This window comes from Rhodococcus sp. NPDC056743 (assembly GCF_042790355.1).
Classification (GTDB): Bacteria; Actinomycetota; Actinomycetes; order Mycobacteriales; family Mycobacteriaceae; genus Rhodococcus_F.
In genome coordinates this window covers 46,570-64,054 of the sequence record NZ_JBHTZI010000014.1, presented here as the reverse complement: position 1 = coordinate 64,054, position 17,485 = coordinate 46,570, and the positions used below count along the sequence as shown (strand labels likewise).

Here is a 17,485-nt window from a genome sequence, read left to right as displayed (position 1 = left end):
CCGCGGCAGGCAGAATGGGGGTATGCGCAGTGTTACGTGGAACCCCGAAATCTACGGTCGATACGCCGACGAACGCTCACGCCCCTATATCGACTTGATCTCGCGGATAGCGGCGCCGGCGCCGACTCGGGTCGCGGACCTCGGATGCGGCTCAGGGGCACTGACCGGGCTGCTCGGTGAGCGTTGGCCGGACGCGCGAGTAGTGGGGACTGATTCGTCGCCGGAGATGGTGGCACAGGCACCGACTGATCTGCCAGGCAACGTCACGATCACGCTGCAGGACATCAACGAGTTCGATGCCACCGGCTACGACGTCATTGTGAGTAATGCTGCATTGCAATGGGTTCCGAACCATCGTGAGCTGATCGACGGTTGGGCCGATGCCATGTCGCCCGGGGCATGGATCGCGTGGCAGGTTCCCGGTAACTTCGACGCACCGTCGCACGCGTTGATGCGTGAGCTTGCCGAGTCGTCGAGGTGGCGCGATCGTGTGGGTGGCATCTTGCGTGGACCCGAGGGCGTTGACGACCCGGCACGCTATGCGGCCAGGTTGCACGCTCACGGGTTCGACGTCGATGCCTGGGAAACCACGTACATTCATGTGCTGGCCGGTGACGATCCCGTCCTGGGCTGGGTTCGCGGAACAGGTCTGCGTCCGGTGCTCGACGTCCTGAGTGAAGCCGATTCACTCGAGTTCGAGCAGGAGTATTCCGCATTGCTCCGCGAGGCTTATCCGCCCACAGGCGCAGGCACGCTGTTTCCGTTCCGGAGAGTTTTCTGCGTGGGCCGGAAATCCGGTGACTAGTCCGCTGTCACAAAACCTTCCGCCACCATCCAATCTCGTGCAACTTCTGCAGGCTCTTTGCCGTCGACGTCCACCTGGCGATTGAGTTCGGTCATTACTTCGTCGGTAAGACGAGCCGAGATTGGTGCCATGACCTCGGCTACCTGCGGATGATCCTCGGCAAAGCCTTTGCGCATGACAAGCGCTGGATTGTATTTGGGGAAGAATGACAGATCGTCCTCGAGTAGTACGAGGTCGAGGGCGATGATGCGTCCGTCTGTGGTGAATACCTCGCCGAACTTGCACTGGGTTCCGTCGGCTGTTGCCTGATAGATGATGCCGGTCTGCAAGATCTGGCGCTGGGCACGCGAAGCGTCGAACCCGTATTTAGCTGCGAGACCGGGGAATCCGTCTTGCCGGACGTTGAACTCGGTTTCGACGCACGTTACTGCAGCACCGGGATCGGATTCGACCAACTTCGCGTAGTCGGAGACCGTCTTGACGCCGGTCTTCTCTGCCGTCTCCTTGCTCATGGCCAATGCGTACGTATTGTTCATCGGCGCCGGGTCGGTCCAGACCATGTCGTTGGCAGCCAGATCCGCATCGCGGACGGCTTCGAACTGCGCCTGCGAATCGGGTAGCGGGATCTCGTTGCCGAGATAGTTGATCCACCCGGTACCGGTGTATTCGTAGGCAAGATCGATCTGCCCGTTGAGTTGGGCGTCGCGGGTGCTGTTGGAACCTTGAATGTTGGTGAGGTCCCGAACCTCGGCGCCTGCTGCGGACATCGCGAATTCGATGATGTATCCGAGGATTATCTGTTCGGTGAAGTCCTTTGACCCGACGGTTACCTTCACGCCTTCGAGCTCCGGAACGGGTTGGATACTTCCGGGTCCAACCGCGAGGGGAAGTGCGCCGCCGGATTCCAGTCCGCACGACGCTACCAGGGCGAAACCGAGTGCGGCTGCGGTGAGTTTCCAACCGCGTGTACGTCGCGTTGTCATCGCAATCCCTTGGGTCCGAGGAACTGTTCCGCGAGTGCGCCCAGCCAGTCGATGAGCAGAGCGAGCGATACAGCCAGCACCGCGCCCACTACCAGCGTCACGTTGTCACGTAGTTTGTACCCGGTGTCGATCATGATTCCCAGTCCGCCGGCACTGACCAGGAAACACAAAGTTGCCGTTCCCACCGCGAGGACCAATGAAGTACGAAGACCGGCAAGGATGTACGGAATAGCCATCGGGAATTCGAGTTGTCGCAAGATGGTGAGCGTCGACATGCCTTGTCCACGCCCGGCGTCGATCAGCGTCTCGTCTACCTGTTGATAGCCGAGAATTGTGTTGCGTAGCACCGGAAGCAACGAATAGAACGCGATAGGAAATACGCCGATCCAGAATCCGGTGGTGCGGGTGGCGAGATAGAACAGGACCAGTAGGCCGATGGCCGGTGCGGCCGCGCCGATGTTGGCTATCCCTACGAAGAACGGCGCCAGGCGGGTGAATCTCGGTCTGGTCAGCAGCGTGCCGAGCGGCACGGCTATCGCCACGACGATGATGACCACCGCAGCGGTGAGCAGGATGTGCTGCCAGGTAAGCGTCGTAATGTTGTCGACGTTGATACTGGCTTTCTGTGTTGCGTTGAGATCACGGCTGAAGGCCCAGACCAGCACTCCGACTACAAGTATCAGGACGACAACCGGCTGGACCAGCAGTCGCATTCTTTCCGCGCGTCGGGTGGCGGCCTGCTCTGCGGTACCGGCCTCTGTAGCTGCAGTAGCGGATGCCGTAGAGAGATCTTCGGTTGACGTGCTCACTCCGGAACATCCTCGTCGTGATCGTGTGCGTGCTCCTCACGCATCTCCGAAAGATGGCTGACCAGTGTGTCGATGGTGATCAGACCGACGTATTCGCCGCGCCGGCCGGTGACCACCGTCGACGCATTGCTCTCGGCGAGCAGAGCTTCGAGTGCATCTTGCAAGGTCGACTGAATCGACACGGCCTCGCCGATCTCGTTGCCGATGCCCCGCAGCGACGACGCGTGAGCCAGATGCGTTGGCGATACCCACCGCAGCGGGCGTCCGCGCTGATCGAGGATCAACGCCCACTTCCACTTGCGTGCTGCGAGTGAATTTCTCAGTTCATCCACCGAGTCGGTCTCCCGCGCAGTGAGGCATTGCTTGAGTTTGATCTGCCGCACGCGCGTGAGCGTCAGCTGTTTGAGGGAGGCGTCGGCGCCGACAAAGCCCGCGACCATATCGTTGGCGGGGTTGGCGAGGATAGCTTCGGGAGTGTCGTACTGCATGATCGTGGATTGGTTGCCCAGCACGGCAATTCGATCACCGAGTTTGACTGCTTCGTTGAAATCGTGGGTGACGAATACGATCGTCTTCCCGAGTTCCGTTTGCAGACGCATCAACTCGTCCTGCAGAAGACCGCGAGTGATGGGGTCGACGGCTCCGAAGGGTTCATCCATCAACAGGACCGGGGGATCGGCGGCAAGTGCTCTGGCTACGCCGACGCGTTGCTGCTGACCACCGGATAGTTGCCGGGGATAGCGGTCTCGGTACGTATCCGGGTCCAGTCCAACCAGATCCAGCATCTCGTCCGTGCGGGCCGCAATCCGCTTCTTGTCCCACCCGATCAATCCTGGAACTGTTGCTACGTTTTTTGCAATCGTGAAGTGGGGGAACAACCCGGCCTGCTGAATCGAGTAGCCGATGCCGCGTCGTAGCTTGTCCGGATCGATCGACAAAGCGTCCTTGCCGTCGATGGTGATTTTGCCGGAGGTGGGTTCGATGAGCCGATTGATCATCCGCATCGTGGTGGTTTTGCCGCAACCCGACGGGCCGACAAAAACAACAATTTCACCGGCAGGAACAGTGAGGGACACGTTGTCGACGGCCGCGGCTTTCTGTCCCGGGTATCGCTTGGTCACTGATTCCAGGACGATCTCGACCCCGGAAACCGTGTGATCGCTGGTGACATCGTGAGAAATGGTTTCAGTCACTGGAGGCCCTTCGAGGTAGTGAGCCGGCCGATGACGACGTAGATACCGTCGAGAATCAGAGCCAGAATGACGATGAGTACCGTGCCGGTCAGCGCCTGAGGAACAGCGGTGGGGCTGCCGACGCGTGATAGTCCGGAGAAGATCAAGTTGCCCAGACCTGGGCCTTTTGCGTAGGCGGCGATCGCCAGAATGCCCATCAGCATCTGAGTGCTGACCCGCATGCCGGTCAGGATCGACGGCCACGCGATAGGCAGTTCTATGCGGCTGAGAACGCGTAGACGATTCATCCCCACGCCACGGGCGGCGTCGGTGATCGCGGGATTGACCGCGTCGAGACCGATGATGGTGTTTCTGATGATCGGCAGTAGCGCGTAGAGAATCAATGCGGTGATGGTGGGTGCGACACCCAGGCCGAGAATCGGAATGAGAAGTCCGAGAAGAGCAAACGACGGAACCGTCAGAATCGTGCTCGCCAGCGCAGTTGCCACTGATGAACCGATAGGGCTGCGGTACACAAGAATTCCGATGGCAACCGCGGCGATCGTCGCAATGATCACCGACTGAATGACTGCCGAGACATGGAGATACGAATCGGTCAACAACTGTTGTCGCCGTTCGACGATAAATTCCCACAGTGCGCCCATTTTTCCGAACCGACCTTCTTTCGGATTGCTGTTCGCTCGATCGAGTACCCGTCACGCAGTTCCGATACACGAGCATCGTTCGCGGCGCGAAGAGTTTCCGTTGACACTCGTCCAAAAAGTTCAGTACCGCAAATATTTCCGATAGCTGCGTGTCGCATCTGCTCGTGGCAGACGAAACAGCCGGCGTCGCTCCGCGAATAATAGGCGGTGCGACGCCGGCTGTTCGGCAATCGTGAAGGCGAGCCGATAGGGGCTCTGGGACGGATTACGAGCTGGCAGTACCTACTGAGACAGGTTCGTCGACGGTGTCGTTTGTGCTTGCTTTGTTGCGTCTGAGGTTGTCCAGTGCTGCCGCGCCCGGTCCGATGAAGACGAGTAGCAGCAAGGACCAGCAGAACAGGACTACCGAGTCTCCGTCATTCTGGATGGGTAGCAGGCCGTCTGGCTGGTGCTTCCAGAAGTAGGCAACAGCCATCGAACCCGAGGCGATGAAAGCTGCTGCGCGAGTACCGAGTCCGACGATGATCAACGCTCCGGCCACCAATTCGATCGTCGCTGCCCAGCCGCCGGGCCATTCCGTCAACGACGACGTGTTGCCGCCCCAAGGTGCTACCGGCCATCCGGTCAATGTCGACAGCCCGTGGCAGAGAAACAGGAAGCCGACAACGACGCGGAATGCTGCGATGCCCCACGGCGCCGCTGTGTTGGATGTGTTTTTCACTCGAGGAGCATTACACACATTGGTTTGGTTTGCCTACCCTAAAAACTGGACGATTGTCCGAAGGTTTTCATAACGGCATTACCTGTAAATTGTGCGGAATGGTAACTGGGCAATGATGTCCGAGGCTTTGCTATGTGCAGGACAGTGTCCGACTCATGCCCAACTGAGTGCATCCTCATTGGACAGGCGCGGCAGGCGGTCGAACCACGGGTTCTCGCCGGGGTGTCCGATGTTCACTACGAGGGCGGTCTTGAACCGGCCGTCGGCGAAGAACTCTCCGTCGATTCCGGCGGCGTCGTAACCGGCCATCGGACCGGCAACCAGACCCTGCGCACGGACGGCCAGAATGAAGTAGCCCGCTTGCAGTGCGGCATTGAACTGGCTGGTCGACGTACGGGCGGCTTCGTCGGCCTCGAAGTAGTCCTTCATTTCCGGACGGATGGGGAACAGTGCCGGAATGTGCTCGTAGAACTTGGTGTCGACGGCGAGAACCGCGACGGCCGGGGCAGAAGCCGTCTTGGCCTTGTTGCCGTCGGCCATGTGCTCCACGAGGCGAGCTTTGCCCTCTTCGGTGCGAACGAAGTGCACGCGTAGCGGGTTGGTGTTGGCTGCGGTCGGTGCCCACTTCGCGAGTTCCCAGATTGCGGTCAGTTCGGCGTCCGTGACTGGTTCAGTGGAGAACGAGTTGGCCGAGCGAGCCTCGGTGAAGAGAAGTTCTCGCCCGACAGCGTCAAGTTGTTGCGAGGTAAAGGGGGTGGCTGCATCGAGCGACATGATGTGTTCCGTTCCGTGAGGTAGCAACCGGGAGTCCGGTATTGCGAGTTGCTAGTAAAAACATAGTGCCTAGGTTGACGTTAGCACCTCGGCTAGGATGGGGGAATGCCGAGTGAGAGCGGGACCGATCACCAGCCACGGGTCTGCGATGCGGCGTTGGCGCGTGCGTTCGGCTTTCTCGGCAAACGCTGGAACGGCGTCATTCTTGCGACGCTGCTCGGTGGGCCCGCCGGATTTGCCGAACTCAAGCGGGCGGTCAGTGGAATCAGTGACTCCGTATTGTCTGATCGACTGACGGAATTGGCCGGTGCCGGCCTGGTGATTCGCTCTGTCGACGCAGGTCCGCCTGTTGCGGTGGAATACGAACTTACGGCGTCCGGGCAGGCTTTGCTTCCCGCGCTGAGTGAACTGACCACGTGGGCTGCTGAGAATCTGCCGGTCACCGACTGCTCTGGCTGATTGTCGATCCGAAGTTCCAGCACGCAACGTAGTTGCAACGTGTCCGGCAATAGTGTTCTGGATCACACCGAATTTGCAGTTTGTGAATCGGTGCGCAGTATCGGTCCAAGCTCGCTACCGGTGGCGAATACGGACAAGGCTCCGTGGGTTGAGAAAACAGCCCACGGAACCGCCCCGCCGGAAGCGGCAGGGCGAACCGCCCGGACACCGGACGACAAGGAGTCCCGGTGTCCCTCGCGGCGGATGTTCCAGCAGTAGAACGTGGCTGGTCGGAATTACCCGAAACCTGTCCCGCGCTTCTTCCCGGCCGGCCCTCGTTGGCGATGTGCCTGACCGAACCGCCGCGTGGGCTCGCGGACATTGCGTCGCTGATATTGGCGGCACCGTGGTTGCTGCGTTCACCGCGCGGCGACGGACATCCCGTTCTGGTGCTGCCCGGGCTGTTGGCTTCGGACGCGTCGACTCTGGCAATGCGCGCTTACCTGCGTTTTCTCGGGTACCGAGTCCACGGCTGGAACCTCGGCATCAATACCGGGCCGACGCCCCAGGTTGTCGACGGTCTGCCCGAGGTCCTCGCGGAGCTCGCCGATCGCTACGACAACCCCGTGTCCGTGATCGGGTGGAGCCTCGGCGGCATCTATGGCCGCCAACTTGCGCGGGATCTCCCGCACGCCGTGCGCCAAGTGATCACTCTGGGAAGTCCGTTCGGGCTGAGTAACCTGCAGCAAACGCGTGTCGGTGCGCTGTATTCGCGCATGTCCGGCAACCATGCGATTCTCCCACCCGTCAACGGTATCGAGTGGGAACTCGGGCACCCGCTACCCGTTCCGACAACGGCGCTCTACTCCAGGCGAGACGGTGTGGTTCCCTGGCAGGTGTGCCGAGACTTTCCCTCGGATCGTTCGGAAAGTGTTGCGGTGCATGGCAGTCACATGGGTCTGACACACAATCCGTCGGCGCTGTGGGCTGTCGCTGATCGACTTGCGCAGGCCGCAGATACCTGGGAACCGTTTGTCGTTCCCAGACATCTGCGGCGGCTGTATCCGCGCTGAGCCGCGCCTACTGAGCCTTGGGGACGCGGATGATCAGGGCGTCGCCCTGCCCGCCGCCGCCGCACAGTGCGGCCGCGCCGATGCCGCCGCCGCGGCGCTGCAGCTCCAGTGCCAGGTGCAGGGCGATGCGGGCGCCGGACATTCCGAGGGGGTGCCCGACGGCGATGGCGCCGCCGTTGACGTTGACCTTCGCCGGATCGAGGCCCAGTTCGCGGGTGGAGGCGATCCCGACGGCGGCGAAGGCTTCGTTGATCTCGACGAGGTCGAGGTCGATGGGGTCGATGCCTTCCTTCGCGCAGGCCTTCGCGATGGCTCGCGCGGGCTGGGATTGCAGGGTGGAATCGGGTCCGGCGACCACGCCGTGCGCACCGATTTCAGCGATCCAGGCAAGGCCGAGTTCTTCGGCCTTGGTCTTGCTCATCACGACGACGGCGGCGGCGCCGTCGGAGATCGGCGATGCCGATCCGGCGGTGATGGTGCCGTCCTTGCTGAACGCGGGACGCAGCTTGCCGAGGGATTCGGCGGTGGTGTCGGCGCGGATCCCTTCGTCCTGGGCGAAGACGATCGGGTCGCCTTTGCGTTGCGGGATGGAGACGGGGACGACTTCGTTGTCGAAGAGGCCGTCCTTCCAGGCGCGGGCCGCGTTCTGGTGTGAGGCGGCGGCGAACGCGTCCTGCTCGGCGCGGGTGATGTGGGTGGTCTCCTGTTGGTTGACCTGTTCGGTGAGCAGTCCCATCGCCTGGTCGGTGAAGATGTCGTGCAGGCCGTCGTAGGCCATGTGGTCGCGCATCGTGACGTCGCCGTATTTGAAGCCTTCGCGGCTTTTTTCGAGCATGTGCGGTGCGCGGGACATCGATTCCTGCCCGCCGGCGACGACGATGTCGAATTCGCCGGCGCGGATCATCTGATCGGCCAGGGCGATGGCGTCGACACCGGAGAGGCAGACCTTGTTGATGCTCAGGGCGGGCACGTTCATCGGGATGCCCGCGGCGACGGCGGCTTGGCGGGCCGGCATCTGCCCGGCGCCGGCGGTCAAAACCTGGCCCATGACCACGTACTCGACCTGCTCGGGTGCGACACCGGCCTTAGCCAGGGCGCCTTTGATGGCGATGCCACCAAGATCGGACCCGGACAGATCCTTCAAGGAACCCATCAATCGACCCATCGGGGTCCGGGCTCCGGCAACAATCACAGAACTGGTCATGACAGGTCTACTTTCAATTCGGTGCCGGTTGAGCGGACAACATCGTCGACGTTGACGCCGGGGGCCAGTTCACGCAGGGTGAGTGTGCCGCCGTCGGTGACGTCGATGACCGCGAGGTTCGTGATGATCCGATCTACGACGCCCTGGCCGGTCAGCGGCAGGGTGCATGTGTCGACGATCTTGGGATTGCCGTCGCGGTCGGTGTGTTCCATGACGACGATGACACGGCGGGCACCGTGGACGAGGTCCATCGCGCCGCCCATGCCCTTGACCATTTTGCCGGGGACCATCCAGTTGGCGAGGTCGCCGGTCTTCGAGACCTGCATGCCACCGAGAACTGCTGTGTCGATGTGGCCGCCGCGGATCATGCCGAAGGAGAGAGCGGAATCGAAGTATGCCGCACCGGGATTGACGGTGACGGTTTCCTTGCCCGCGTTGATGAGGTCTGGGTCGACCTTGTCCTCGGTGGGGTACGGGCCGGTGCCCAGGATCCCGTTCTCCGAGTGCAGGACTACCCGAACGTCCGAGCCCAGGTATCCGGGAATCAGTGTGGGAAGACCGATTCCGAGATTGACGTACTCGCCGTCGATCATCTCTGCGGCCGCCCGTGCTGCCATCTGCTGACGCGTCCAACCCGTCACTGTCACTGGTGCGGTCATCGTGTGGTTCCTTCCGAGGCGCTGACGGTTCGCTTTTCGATTCGCTTGTTCTGGGGTCCGGTGTGGACAACACGTTGGACGAAAACCCCGGGCAGATGAACCGAGGCCGGGTCGATCTCGCCGGGCTCGACGAGCTGTTCCACCTGGGCGATGGTGATTCGCCCCGCCATCGCGGCGAGGGGGTTGAAGTTCATCGCCGTCTTGTCGAAGACGAGGTTCCCTTCGGTATCGCCCATGACCGCGTGAACGAGCGCGTAATCGGCTGTGATTGCTTCTTCCATCACGTATCGCTTGGTGCCGAAGGTGCGAGTTTCCTTGGGCGGGGACGCAATTGCGATCGACCCGTCGGTGTTGTAGCGCCAGGGCATGCCGCCGTCGGAGATGGGGCTACCGACGCCCGCCGGCGTGAAGAACGCCGGGATTCCGGTTCCGCCGGCGCGCAGACGTTCCGCCAGTGTTCCTTGCGGCGTCAGTTCCACTTCGAGTTCACCAGCTAGGTACTGACGCGCGAATTCCTTGTTCTCGCCGACGTACGACGCCGTCACACGCCGAATTCGACCGGCAGCCAGCAGGATTCCGAGTCCGTGATCGTCCACACCGCAGTTGTTGGAGAACACTTCGAGGTCTCGTGCGCTGGTTGCGGCGATCGCTTCGATCAAGGCGTCAGGGATTCCACACAGTCCGAATCCTCCGACAGCCAGGGTTGCGGCGTCGGTGATGTCGGCGACAGCGTCGGTCGCGGACTCGTACACCTTTGTTGCCATCGTCATCTCCCCATCTTGCGTTCATCTGATGAACGCATTGCTTTGCTATGGGTGAATTCAACTATGTGCAGTTCCAGCAATCAATGTTGATGGGACTGATGATGGAAATTGGTCGGTGGGCGAGCAATCCCTTCAAATACGTTCACTCAGTGAACGCTATGATGGCGATGTGGAATCGAGGGAGCAAGCGCCGCACATGGTGGCTCGGGTGGCAGCGGTCTTGCGCGCGGTGGCTGCATCGGAACCGGGCGGCGCGTCGACTACCGAACTGAGCCGGACGGCCGACCTCGCTCGCCCGACAGCGCACCGATTGCTGACGTCGTTGGCGGAGGAAGGCCTGGTGGACCGCGACGCCAAGAGCGGGCGTTGGTCGCTGGGACCGGAGTTGTATCTGCTGGGAACTGCCGCGGGAAGTCGATACGACATCACCGAATATGCGCGTGACGTTCTCGAAGACCTGGCCCGTCTCACCGGAGAGAGTGCTTTCTTGTCCGCCCGCCGCGGCGACGAGACTGTATGTGTCCTGCGGCAGGAGGGGAGCTTTCCTCTGAGATCTCACGTGCTCCATGAAGGAAAGAGATTTCCACTGGGCGTCGCATCGGCCGGTCTGGCGATCCTGAGTCACTCACCGGCCGACGAGGTCGACAGTTACCTGGCGCGCAAAGACCTCACATCGGAGTGGGGAGTGGACCACGGTGAGGAGCCCATTCGCCGTCGAATCAGCCTGACCCGCGCCGTCGGCTATGCGGTCAATCCCGCCCTCCTCGTCGAGGGGAGTTGGGGAATCGGCGCCGCTGTCTTCGATCGGCGGGAACGGCCGGCGTGGGCTTTGAGCTTGACGGGTGTCGAGACCCGGTTCCGCCCGGACCGGATCCCCGAATTGGGAAAACTCTTGCTCGAGCAGGCGCATATTCTCACAACCCGGCTCAAAACCCATACCGTGCCGTAGATTTCGCAGATCGCGGCCTGCCTACCGGAGCAGGAACTCGATCGTGACTCGTTCGAATGCTTCCTTCGCTTCGACCATGACCCAGTGTCCGCAGTTCGGGAAGATATGCAACTCGGCGTTCGGTATGAGCCGCATCGGGATCATCGGCATGTCCGGCGGGCACTGACGGTCGTCGAGACCCCAGGTCAGCAGTGTGGGGCATTGCACGTTGTGCATCATGGACCAGTACGGTGGCAGGTTCGAATCGATCATCATCTTCTGTTGCGCTGCAAAGGTTGTGGACCCGTACATCGCTGCAAGGCTCTTGTGGGATTCTGGATCCTTGGCGCTTTCCCAGCGTTCCTCGATACGTTCCTCGGTGATGAGGCTGGGGTCGTACACCATGCATCGAAGCCAGCGAATCAATTTCTCACGAGTGGGGCCGTCGGCGAAATCCTGAAGTAGCCGAGTGCCCTCACTCGGGTTCTGGCTGAAAATGTTCGGACCGACTCCGCCGATCGTGACCAGTTTCTTCACTCGATCGGGATGCCGCATTGCCACATTGGACCCGACGACACCGCCCATCGAGTTGCCGATCATCGCAGCAGATTCGATGCCCAGCGCATCCATGAATCGAATGACTGCGGAACTGGCGGTGACCACGGGATGTCCGTCGACGGGATCGCTGATACCGAAGCCGGGGAATTCCAGTACGTAGCAATGGAAGTGTTCTGCGAAGGTGCCGAGATTACCGCGGTAGTTTCGCCATCCGCTGACTCCGATTCCGGAGCCGTGCAACAGAATCAGAGGTTCACCGTGGCCCGCCTCGTGATAGCGCAGCACTCCCTTGGAAGTGGCGATTTCTCTCTTGGTCTCCTCGTAGCTCGCGTCCATGGCGCAATACTAGAACACGTTTCAGTTGTGGGTGTGGGTATTCGTAAGTGGTAACCCTGATGTCATTCGGGGTGGCACTGATACCTGGGGATGAACCGCGGCCGGAAAGATGGGTCCAAGCCCTGATGTGCGACGCCCCGACTCGGTGGATAGTTGAAGCTGACGCGGAAAGTCGCCGCAGCACTGCAAGGAAAGGTCTGTCCATGACGTCACCGATGAAGACCCGCAAGCTCACTCGCGCGCGGTCCGGCGCAATGTTCGGCGGTGTGTGCGCCGGAATCGCACGCTACTTCGGGTGGAAGGCGTCGACAGTTCGGTTGCTGTTCGTGCTGTCGTGTCTGCTGCCCGGACCGCAATTCCTGATCTACCTCGTGATGTGGATTTTCATTCCGCGCGAGGAGATTTGAGCCCGCTGTTCAGCGTTTGCGGGACTTGAGTAGTTGTTTTGCCTCGTGCAACTCGTCCGGCGACAAGGGGGGCAAAGGTAAGGGGTCTCGGTGCTTGCCCTCGGCGCGGAGTCCGTCGAGCATCACCGACAGGTATCGGCGCCACACCGTCGGGTTGACCGGTTGGACGAATTCGGTGAGCGCCCCCACCATGAAGATGAGTCCGAAGAAATCGGTGGCCACTGCATCGGCGCGGAGCATCCCGGCGTCCTGTGCTCGCCGAAAGATCTCTTCGACGGCAGGTTCGACGATGGATCGCTGACTCGCGATCTGCTCGCACCCATCGTCCGTTCCGTTGAGGACATCTTTGAGTCCACGATTGACGGACATACGGCTGCAGGCGAATTCGGCAAATGTCACCAAGGCGTCCCAGGGATCCGGATTGGCGAGCGACGCCTCGGAAGCAGCCGCCATGTCGGCAAAGTTCTGCTGGAAGACTCCGTCGATCAACTCTTCTTTGTTTGCGAACCGCCGGTACACCGTGCCGACGCCGACACCGGCGCGGCGAGCGACGTCGTCGAGTGTGACATCGATGCCTTCTTCCGCGTAGAGCTCGCGCGCGGCGTCGATGATCAATCGCCGGTTGCGGGCGGCGTCGGCGCGAAGAGGGCGCCCCATTGCAGTGCTCATAACGTTTACTTTACTCGCCAAGTGGAGACAGCATCTCCATTTTGGTGTAGCGTTTTTGCTAACCGGAGAAGCCATCTCCGCATAGCTCGGGCGAGGGAACATGTCAGAAACTGCTGAGTGGACTGAAATCGACAAGTCCCCGGCGCCTCCAGGGGGCAACCACGCAAAACGGTGGCTGATCCTCGCGGTTCTGGGAATTGCGCAGCTCATGGTGGTTTTGGACGCCACCATCGTCAATATCGCGCTGCCTGCAGCGCAGCGTTCATTGGAGTTCGGTGATTCCGATCGTCAGTGGATCATCACGGCATACGCGTTGGCTTTCGGTAGCTTGCTGCTGCTCGGGGGCCGTCTGAGTGACCTGTTCGGACGCCGGCGCACCTTTATCGTCGGGCTGATCGGATTTGCGGTTACCTCCGCAATCGGTGGCGCGGCGGTCAATTTCGAAATGCTTGTCGCCGCGCGCGCAGGCCAGGGCGTCTTCGGTGCACTACTTGCTCCCGCGGCCCTGTCACTGCTGTCGGTGACCTTCACTGATCCGGCTGAACGGGCCAAGGCCTTCGGCATCTTCGGTGCAGTGGCCGGCGGCGGCGGCGCTATCGGATTGCTCCTCGGCGGCGCGCTCACCGAGTGGGTGGACTGGCGCTGGTGCCTCTACGTGAACCTGTTCTTCGCGGCAATCGCGTTGGTCGGAGCGGTGCTTCTGCTTGCACCACACGTCACTACCGGCGCGAGGCCCAAGCTCGACATTCCGGGAACAGTGCTGGTGTCGATCAGCCTCTTCGGTATCGTCTTCGGGTTCTCGAAGGCCGAATCGAACGGTTGGGGTGCCGGTTCCACCATCGCGTGGCTGACCGCGGGCGTCGTCTTCATGGCCGCATTCATATACTGGCAGACCAAGTCCGACCATCCGCTACTCCCACTGCGAGTGGTTACCGATCGGATCCGGGCAGGCTCGTATCTGGCGATCTTCCTTTCCGGTGCAGGCATGTTCGCGGTATTCCTGTTCCTGACCTACTACATGCAGTTGATCCTCGGATACACACCGATCGTGACCGGGCTGGCCTTCATGCCCATGGTGTTCGGAATCGTCACTGCGGCAACACTCTCGACGGCAGTTCTTCTGCCCAGATTCGGGCCTCGCATCCTGATCACCAGTGGAATGGTCATCGCCGCAATCGGAATGATCATTCTGGCGCAGATATCCGTGGACAGCACGTACGCCGTTCACATCCTGCCGGGGCTCGTTGTCACCGGTCTCGGTATGGGCAGCATCTTCGCGCCGTCGATGCAGGGTGCAACCTCGGGTGTGCGCTACGAAGACGCCGGCGTCGCGTCAGCCACGGTCAACACGATGCAGCAGGTGGGTGGTTCCATCGGAACCGCACTACTCAGCACTATTGCGGCGTCGGCATCGACCAACTACCTCGTGGGTCGTGAATTGAACCCGCTCACCCAAGCGCAGGCGGCGGTCGAAAGCTACACCACGACGTTCTACTGGGCCGCAGCGATTTTTGCCGTCGGAGCCGTGCTGACAGGGCTGGTTGTCCGCAGTGGACTGCTCCCGGCAGCGCCCGAGAACCAACCCGTTCTGGTGCACTGACGAAAGTGTCGGGGTCGCCGCCGGTAGGCGGCGGCCCCGATCTTCTCGACTCAGCAGGGGCCGTCCGGGCTGGTTCCGTAGCGATGCATGACGCGGTCGAGTTGTTCGGTAGTGAGAGCCGGAACGGGGAGTTCGCGGTGGGTAGTTCGTGACGCGCGAAGTCCGTCGATGATGAAGCCGAGCACGCGGCGGTAGGCCTCCGGGGCGTCGTCGCCGGTGAGATTCTGGGACAGCTTGATGGTGTGCATCAGCAAGGGGATGTCGCTGATTTCGAAGTCGCTGCGCAAGGTGCCTTCTTGCTTGGCGTGGTCGACGAGAGCGGCGGTGCTGCGCGTGATGCTGGATCGGGCGCGGGTGAACGCATCGGAGGTGAATCGGGCGTCCATGAGCAGATCTCCGAATCCGCGGCTGTCCGCCATGCGAAGTGAAATGGCCTCCAGGTAGTGGACGAGCCCTTCCCACGCGTCAGGTATTTCAAGTGACGTTGCTGCAAGGGATTCGATCTCTGCGCAGCGGGAATCGAACAGAGCTTGGATCAGCTCGTCCTTGCTGGCGAACCGTCGGTAGACGGTGCCGACTCCGACGCCGGCGTGGCGTGCGACGTCGGCGAGAGTGGCATCGAGGCCGTGGGCGCCGAAAACTTCCCGTGCGGAGCAGAGGATGCGTTCGAGGTTGGCTTGGGCGTCGGCGCGCAGCCGGGGCTGTGTGCAGCTGTCCGACGGTCCCACACGTGGATCGGGGCGTGTTGTCGGCATCCTCACAGTCTACGACACTAAGCGGAACGCGACATTCCGCTAGTGCTATATTGCTAAGCGGAACGAATGGTTCCGATTAACTTCACGAGAGAAGCCTTCTATGAGCACGTCTGACATCTGGGTCGGGAGTAAAACGACCTCGATGATGGGTACGCGGAAGATCGGCTTCTCGGGCCGTGCACTGCGGGCTCTCTCCGGTGACGGTGCGTTCATCCAGCTCATTCGTTTCGCTCTTGTCGGCGGAATCAGCAACATCCTCTACTTCGCCGCGTTCCTGGCTCTACATGGCGACGGAGTTCTGGTCGCCAACGCCGTGGGCGCGGTACTCAGCACGATTCTTGCCAACGAACTTCATCGACGGCTCACCTTCCACGCGGCCGATCGCGTCAATTGGTTCACCGCGCAGTGGGAAGGCGGTGGACTGGCACTGGTCGGACTGCTCGCCAGTTCGGCTGCCATCAGTGCATTGGGATTCCTGTTTCCTGGCGCAACCGGTGTTGTTCAAGCCGGGCTCGTGATCGGAGTCAGCGCACTCGTCGGAGGTCTGCGCTTTGTCGCCCTCCGTGGATGGGTGTTCTGACCGAAGCAGGCGCAGTGTGCGGAACACTGTGATGCATGAGCATTTCGATAGCCGACTCAGGCATCCGGCTGGGACTGCTCTGCCTGGTGATGGCGGTACTGGCGGCGCTCGTCTATCGCTTCACTCGCATCGGCAGCGTTCGCGTAGTTCCGGGTGCACTGGTGCGTGGTGCTATCCAATTGGCCGCGATTTCCTTGATACTGGCTGCTGCTCTGGCTCACGTGTGGTCGGCGGTACTTGTGCTGATCGGGATGTTTGCGGCAGCGTCGTTCACGGCGGCGCGTAGATCCAGGTCCGGTCGTTCCGGTGTCTGGTTGAGTGTCGCTCTGCTCGCGGGTATCGCCGTTGTGCTCCCGCTCATGCTCATTTCAGGAGTGGTTCCCTTGGAGGGGGTTGCGCTCGTGCCGATAGGCGGGATCGTGATGGGCGGCGCTATGACGGCGACGTCGATGGCCGCCAAACGTGGACTCGATGCAATCGACTCTCGCTACGGCGAGGTCGAAGCTGCCCTCAGCCTCGGTCTTTCGCAGCGCGACGCCCGGTGGGAGGTGGCGCGAACCGCGGCCGCCGACGCCTTGCTGCCTGGAGTCGACCAGACGCGGACCGTCGGCCTTGTGACTCTGCCCGGAGCGTTTGTCGGTGTTCTGCTTGCGACAGGATCCGCTATGCAGGCAGGCGCCGTGCAGATTCTTGTGTTGGCTGGGCTGCTGTTGGCACAAACCTGCTCGGTAGCAGTTGCCATCGAGTTGGTTGCCCGCGGTTTTGTCGTTCGAGGCAAGGCCGTCAGAGCTGGGCGAGTTCGTTGATCTTGTTACTACGTAGGACACGATCGGGAAAGTCGGGGGCGTTCGAGGCGAGCGTGATCATGGCCGTTCCGATGTTTTCGCTTGTTGTCACGCTTCCTGGCAGAACAATGCGCAGTAGCGGGTACAGCCCCGATGACACTTGGTAGAACGCCTTGTACCACCAGGTCTTCGAGGGTGATCCGGGGCGGGGACGGATGAAAGCGGGTCGAAGGATGTAGACAGTGAGCGGCAGCGCGAGCAACGCATTCTCGGTTGCGCCCCGTACTCGTTTCCACATCGTTTTGCTGGTCTCGGTGGAGTCGGCGCTCTCGCCGGACACGTACACGAACACCATCTGCGAATTCAGCCGCGCTAGCGTCGTCGCAGCAGCGAGCGTGATGTCACGGGTGATGCGGGTGTAGTCGGCTTCGTTCATCCCTGCAGACGAGACCCCGAGGCAGAAGAAGCAGGCGTCGGCGTCGGCGAGGTCTCCCTCGATGCTCGCGAGATCAAGCAGATCGCGATGAACGATGTCGACTATTTTTGCGTCGCCGATAGCGATCGCATTGCGGCCGACGGTCACCACCGTGTCGATTCGCGAATCCGTCAGGCATTCGCGCAGAACGCTGTTGCCCACCATTCCGGTGGCTCCGAAAAGTACGACCTTCATCTGTGTTGCCCCCCGTTTGTCGAATTCTGCGTGTCGAATTCAGCGCACACATTACGGAAGGGCCTCGGCTCGGAGTCGTCCGGAGCGTCATCTGAACGCTTGACCTGCAACGATTGGTCTCTTTTATCTA

21 protein-coding genes are annotated in these 17,485 nt (G+C 61.3%); 8 read left to right on the top strand and 13 right to left on the bottom strand.

Annotated features, from left to right (window positions below; all coding sequences use genetic code 11):
• The first annotated feature begins 22 nt into the window (after positions 1-22).
• A complete protein-coding gene (locus ACFRFQ_RS28170; protein ID WP_378664906.1) occupies positions 23-805 on the top strand; it encodes a trans-aconitate 2-methyltransferase in 783 nt (260 codons plus the stop codon).
• Here the strand turns inward: ACFRFQ_RS28170 and ACFRFQ_RS28165 are convergent.
• From ACFRFQ_RS28165 to ACFRFQ_RS28140, 6 genes are all read right to left on the bottom strand, one after another.
• Positions 802-1,788: a glycine betaine ABC transporter substrate-binding protein gene (locus tag ACFRFQ_RS28165; protein ID WP_378664905.1), complete on the bottom strand. Its 987-nt coding sequence runs from the start codon at positions 1,786-1,788 to the stop codon at positions 802-804. The two genes, ACFRFQ_RS28170 and ACFRFQ_RS28165, sit on opposite strands and share 4 nt — an antisense overlap.
• Complete coding sequence (locus ACFRFQ_RS28160; protein WP_378664997.1) at positions 1,785-2,501, bottom strand: ABC transporter permease; 717 nt, start codon at positions 2,499-2,501, stop codon at positions 1,785-1,787. Before ACFRFQ_RS28160 ends, ACFRFQ_RS28165 begins: the two co-directional genes overlap by 4 nt.
• 92 nt (positions 2,502-2,593) lie before the next feature.
• A complete protein-coding gene (locus ACFRFQ_RS28155; protein ID WP_378664904.1) occupies positions 2,594-3,790 on the bottom strand; it encodes an ATP-binding cassette domain-containing protein in 1,197 nt (398 codons plus the stop codon).
• Positions 3,787-4,434: an ABC transporter permease gene (locus ACFRFQ_RS28150; protein ID WP_138870359.1), complete on the bottom strand. Its 648-nt coding sequence runs from the start codon at positions 4,432-4,434 to the stop codon at positions 3,787-3,789. The genes ACFRFQ_RS28155 and ACFRFQ_RS28150 overlap by 4 nt, the downstream gene beginning before the upstream one ends.
• Positions 4,435-4,699: 265 nt before the next feature.
• Complete coding sequence (locus ACFRFQ_RS28145) at positions 4,700-5,155, bottom strand: DoxX family protein (RefSeq protein ID WP_378664903.1); 456 nt, start codon at positions 5,153-5,155, stop codon at positions 4,700-4,702.
• A 153-nt stretch (positions 5,156-5,308) separates the two neighbouring features.
• Positions 5,309-5,929 carry a malonic semialdehyde reductase gene (locus ACFRFQ_RS28140; protein ID WP_378664902.1) on the bottom strand — a complete coding sequence of 207 codons (621 nt, stop codon included), beginning with the start codon at positions 5,927-5,929 and terminating at the stop codon, positions 5,309-5,311.
• A 105-nt stretch (positions 5,930-6,034) separates the two neighbouring features.
• Here ACFRFQ_RS28140 and ACFRFQ_RS28135 point away from each other — a divergent pair, with 105 nt between their 5' ends.
• Both ACFRFQ_RS28135 and ACFRFQ_RS28130 read left to right on the top strand, forming a co-directional pair.
• Positions 6,035-6,388 (top strand): winged helix-turn-helix transcriptional regulator, encoded by a 354-nt coding sequence (locus ACFRFQ_RS28135; RefSeq protein ID WP_378664901.1) that lies wholly within the window; start codon positions 6,035-6,037, stop codon positions 6,386-6,388.
• Positions 6,389-6,711: 323 nt separating this feature from the next.
• Positions 6,712-7,440, top strand: coding sequence for an esterase/lipase family protein (locus tag ACFRFQ_RS28130; RefSeq protein WP_378664996.1), 729 nt, complete (start codon positions 6,712-6,714; stop codon positions 7,438-7,440).
• 7 nt (positions 7,441-7,447) lie between these two features.
• On the opposite strand, the gene ACFRFQ_RS28125 is transcribed toward ACFRFQ_RS28130, so the two are convergent.
• Genes ACFRFQ_RS28125 through ACFRFQ_RS28115 form a run of 3 tightly spaced genes read right to left on the bottom strand, consistent with a single transcriptional unit; the run spans position 7,448 to position 10,067 of the window.
• A complete protein-coding gene (locus tag ACFRFQ_RS28125) occupies positions 7,448-8,644 on the bottom strand; it encodes an acetyl-CoA C-acetyltransferase (protein WP_378664900.1) in 1,197 nt (398 codons plus the stop codon).
• Positions 8,641-9,303 carry a 3-oxoacid CoA-transferase subunit B gene (locus ACFRFQ_RS28120; protein WP_378664899.1) on the bottom strand — a complete coding sequence of 221 codons (663 nt, stop codon included), beginning with the start codon at positions 9,301-9,303 and terminating at the stop codon, positions 8,641-8,643. The genes ACFRFQ_RS28125 and ACFRFQ_RS28120 overlap by 4 nt, the downstream gene beginning before the upstream one ends.
• Positions 9,300-10,067 carry a CoA transferase subunit A gene (locus ACFRFQ_RS28115; RefSeq protein WP_378664898.1) on the bottom strand — a complete coding sequence of 256 codons (768 nt, stop codon included), beginning with the start codon at positions 10,065-10,067 and terminating at the stop codon, positions 9,300-9,302. Before ACFRFQ_RS28115 ends, ACFRFQ_RS28120 begins: the two co-directional genes overlap by 4 nt.
• A 196-nt stretch (positions 10,068-10,263) precedes the next feature.
• Here ACFRFQ_RS28115 and ACFRFQ_RS28110 point away from each other — a divergent pair, with 196 nt between their 5' ends.
• Positions 10,264-11,016: an IclR family transcriptional regulator gene (locus tag ACFRFQ_RS28110; RefSeq protein WP_378664995.1), complete on the top strand. Its 753-nt coding sequence runs from the start codon at positions 10,264-10,266 to the stop codon at positions 11,014-11,016.
• A gap of 21 nt (positions 11,017-11,037) precedes the next feature.
• On the opposite strand, the gene ACFRFQ_RS28105 is transcribed toward ACFRFQ_RS28110, so the two are convergent.
• Entirely contained in the window at positions 11,038-11,889 is an 852-nt protein-coding gene (locus ACFRFQ_RS28105; protein ID WP_378664897.1) for an alpha/beta fold hydrolase, read from the bottom strand.
• Positions 11,890-12,092: 203 nt separating this feature from the next.
• Between ACFRFQ_RS28105 and ACFRFQ_RS28100 the strand changes: the two genes are divergently transcribed.
• Entirely contained in the window at positions 12,093-12,296 is a 204-nt protein-coding gene (locus ACFRFQ_RS28100; protein WP_378664896.1) for a PspC domain-containing protein, read from the top strand.
• Between the two features lie 9 nt (positions 12,297-12,305).
• On the opposite strand, the gene ACFRFQ_RS28095 is transcribed toward ACFRFQ_RS28100, so the two are convergent.
• A complete protein-coding gene (locus ACFRFQ_RS28095) occupies positions 12,306-12,965 on the bottom strand; it encodes a TetR/AcrR family transcriptional regulator (RefSeq protein WP_260684333.1) in 660 nt (219 codons plus the stop codon).
• A gap of 100 nt (positions 12,966-13,065) precedes the next feature.
• On the opposite strand from ACFRFQ_RS28095, the gene ACFRFQ_RS28090 reads away from it, so the two are divergent.
• On the top strand, positions 13,066-14,565 hold the full coding sequence (locus ACFRFQ_RS28090; RefSeq protein WP_378664895.1) for an MFS transporter: 1,500 nt from the start codon (positions 13,066-13,068) through the stop codon (positions 14,563-14,565).
• 50 nt (positions 14,566-14,615) lie between these two features.
• On the opposite strand, the gene ACFRFQ_RS28085 is transcribed toward ACFRFQ_RS28090, so the two are convergent.
• Positions 14,616-15,320, bottom strand: a complete 705-nt coding sequence (locus ACFRFQ_RS28085) for a TetR/AcrR family transcriptional regulator (RefSeq protein ID WP_378664894.1) — start codon at positions 15,318-15,320, stop codon at positions 14,616-14,618.
• Between the two features lie 142 nt (positions 15,321-15,462).
• On the opposite strand from ACFRFQ_RS28085, the gene ACFRFQ_RS28080 reads away from it, so the two are divergent.
• Both ACFRFQ_RS28080 and ACFRFQ_RS28075 read left to right on the top strand, forming a co-directional pair.
• Positions 15,463-15,900 (top strand): GtrA family protein, encoded by a 438-nt coding sequence (locus ACFRFQ_RS28080; protein ID WP_378664994.1) that lies wholly within the window; start codon positions 15,463-15,465, stop codon positions 15,898-15,900.
• Between the two features lie 35 nt (positions 15,901-15,935).
• Positions 15,936-16,706 (top strand): ABC transporter permease, encoded by a 771-nt coding sequence (locus ACFRFQ_RS28075; protein WP_378664893.1) that lies wholly within the window; start codon positions 15,936-15,938, stop codon positions 16,704-16,706.
• On the opposite strand, the gene ACFRFQ_RS28070 is transcribed toward ACFRFQ_RS28075, so the two are convergent.
• Positions 16,684-17,355 (bottom strand): NAD(P)H-binding protein, encoded by a 672-nt coding sequence (locus ACFRFQ_RS28070; RefSeq protein WP_378664892.1) that lies wholly within the window; start codon positions 17,353-17,355, stop codon positions 16,684-16,686. The two genes, ACFRFQ_RS28075 and ACFRFQ_RS28070, sit on opposite strands and share 23 nt — an antisense overlap.
• Positions 17,356-17,485: the final 130 nt, after the last annotated feature.